Raw genomic sequence first — 2,744 nt, forward strand, 5'->3', positions numbered from 1 at the left:
ACGGCATCGAGACGATCGAGGCGATCCGCGAGCTGAAGCGCCGCCACCCCGACGTCCAGACCACGCTCGGCCTCTCCAACATCTCCTTCGGCCTGTCGCCCGCGGCGCGCGTGGTCATCAACTCGGTCTTCCTGCACGAGTGCGTGGAGGCCGGCCTGGACTCGGCGATCGTGCACGCGGCGAAGATCCTGCCGATCGCCCGCATCCCCGAGGAGCAGCGCGAGGTCGCGCTCGACCTGGTCTACGACCGGCGCGGGCCGGCGGCGGGCGACGAGCCCGCGTACGACCCGCTGCAGAAGCTGCTGGCCCTGTTCGAGGGCGTCAGCACGGCCTCGGTGAAGGCCTCGAAGGCGGAGGAGTTGGCGGCGCTGCCGTTGGAGGAGCGGCTGCAGCGGCGGATCGTCGACGGTGAGCGCAATGGCCTGGAGGCGGATCTGGACGAGGCGCTGACGTCCCGTCCGGCGCTGGAGATCATCAACCAGACGCTGCTGGCCGGGATGAAGGTGGTCGGCGAGCTGTTCGGCTCCGGGCAGATGCAGCTGCCGTTCGTGCTCCAGTCCGCCGAGGTGATGAAGACCGCGGTCGCGCACCTGGAGCCGCACATGGAGAAGTCCGACGCGGAGGGCAAGGGCACCATCGTCCTCGCCACCGTGAAGGGCGACGTCCACGACATCGGCAAGAACCTCGTCGACATCATCCTCTCCAACAACGGCTACAACGTCGTCAACCTGGGCATCAAGCAGCCGGTCTCGGCGATCCTGGAGGCCGCGCAGGAGCACAACGCGGACGTCATCGGCATGTCCGGCCTGCTGGTCAAGTCCACCGTGATCATGAAGGAGAACCTGGAGGAGCTCAACCAGCGGGGCCTGGCCGCCGACTTCCCGGTCATCCTCGGCGGCGCGGCGCTGACCCGCGCCTACGTCGAACAGGACCTCCACGAGATCTACCAGGGCGAGGTCCGCTACGCCCGGGACGCCTTCGAGGGCCTCAAGCTCATGGACGCCCTGGTCGCCGTCAAGCGCGGCGTCCCCGGCGCGACCCTGCCCGAACTGCGGCAGCGCCGCCACGCCAAGGTCGAGGTGGAGGAGGTCGAGGAGGTCAACCTCGGGCAGATCCGCTCCGACGTGGCCCTCGACAACCGGATCCCGACCCCGCCGTTCTGGGGCGACCGGATCGTCAAGGGCATCCCGTTCGCGGACTACGCGTCCTGGCTGGACGAGGACGCGCTCTTCAAGGGCCAGTGGGGCCTGAAGACCGCCCGCAACGGGGACGGGCCGTCCTACGAGGAGCTGGTGGAGACCGAGGGCCGGCCGCGGCTGCGGATGTGGCTGGACCGCCTGCAGACCGAGGGCTGGCTGGAGCCCGCCGTGATCTACGGCTACTTCCCGGCCAACTCCAAGGGCGACGACCTGATCGTCCACAACGAGGACGGCTCCGAGCGGACCCGGTTCACCTTCCCGCGCCAGCGGCGCGGCCGGCGGCTCTGCCTGGCGGACTTCTTCCGCCCGGAGGAGTCCGGCGAGCGCGACGTGGTGGCGCTGCAGGTGGTCACCATGGGCAACCGCATCTCCGAGGCCGCCAACGAGCTGTTCGCCGACAACGCCTACCGCGACTACCTGGAGCTTCACGGCCTGTCGGTGCAGCTGGCGGAGGCGCTGGCCGAGTTCTGGCACGCCCGGGTCCGCTTCGAGCTCGGCTTCGGCGACGAGGACCCGCAGGACGTCCGCGACATGTTCGCCCTGAAGTACCGTGGCGCCCGCTTCTCGCTCGGCTACGGCGCCTGCCCCGAGCTGGAGGACCGCGCCAAGATCGCCGAGCTGCTGCGGCCCGAGCGGATCGGCGTGGTGCTCTCCGAGGAGTACCAGCTGCACCCCGAGCAGTCCACGGACGCCATCGTGATCCACCACCCCGAGGCGAAGTACTTCAACGCGAGGTAACCCGTCCGCTGCGTTCCGTTCGGCAGGATCGGGCGGGACGAGCGTATTCTTGATGATCCTGAACGGGCCGGTCCGCTCACCAGCGGGCCGGCCTGTGCCATCCCCGGATGCGTCCACCCGGCGAAGGGAATGCCATGACGACCATCTCGACCCCTGCCACGAGTCTCGAAGGCACCGGCGGCGGCCTCCAGGCCGTGCTGCTCGACATGGACGGCACGCTGGTCGACACCGAGGACTTCTGGTGGCAGGCCGAGGTGTCGCTCTTCGCCGAGCTCGGCCACGTCCTCGACGAGGCCGACCGGGCGACCGTGGTCGGCGGCCCGATGACCCGGGTGCTCGACTACCTGATCGCCCGGACCGGCGTGTCGCTGACCCCGGCCGAGCTGACCGTGCTGATCAACCAGCGGTTCGTCGACCTGCTGGCCGGTGGCGTGCCCCTGATGCCCGGGGCCGAGCGGCTGCTGAACACCCTGGACGCGCACGGCATCCCGGCCGCCCTGGTGTCCGCCTCGCACCGGCACATCATCGACATCGTGCTGCGCAGCCTGGGGGCCGAGCACTTCGCCTTCTCGGTGGCCGGCGACGAGGTGCCGCGCACCAAGCCGCACCCCGACCCGTACCTCGCGGCCGCAGCCCGGCTGGGCGCCGAGCCGGCGCGCTGCGTGGTGATCGAGGACGCGCCGACCGGTGTGCGGGCCGCCGAGGCGGCGGGCTGCCCGGTGATCGCGGTGCCGTCGGTGGCCGTGATCGAGGCCGCTCCCGGCCGGACGGTGCTGCCCTCGCTGGAGCTGGTCGACCTGGAGCCTG

Annotated in this window: 2 protein-coding genes; both read left to right on the forward strand. The window is 70.6% G+C overall.

Features of this window, described 5'->3' with window-relative positions; genetic code table 11:
* A partial coding sequence (locus ACFV0G_RS37985) for a vitamin B12 dependent-methionine synthase activation domain-containing protein (RefSeq protein ID WP_380557997.1) occupies positions 1–1,937 on the forward strand: 1,937 nt, incomplete at its 5' end.
* 134 nt (positions 1,938–2,071) lie between these two features.
* Positions 2,072–2,744 (forward strand): HAD family hydrolase (locus ACFV0G_RS37990; RefSeq protein WP_380558000.1); only part of this gene is annotated, 673 nt, incomplete at its 3' end.

Source organism: Kitasatospora sp. NPDC059571 (assembly GCF_042735675.1).
Classification (GTDB): domain Bacteria; phylum Actinomycetota; class Actinomycetes; order Streptomycetales; family Streptomycetaceae; genus Kitasatospora.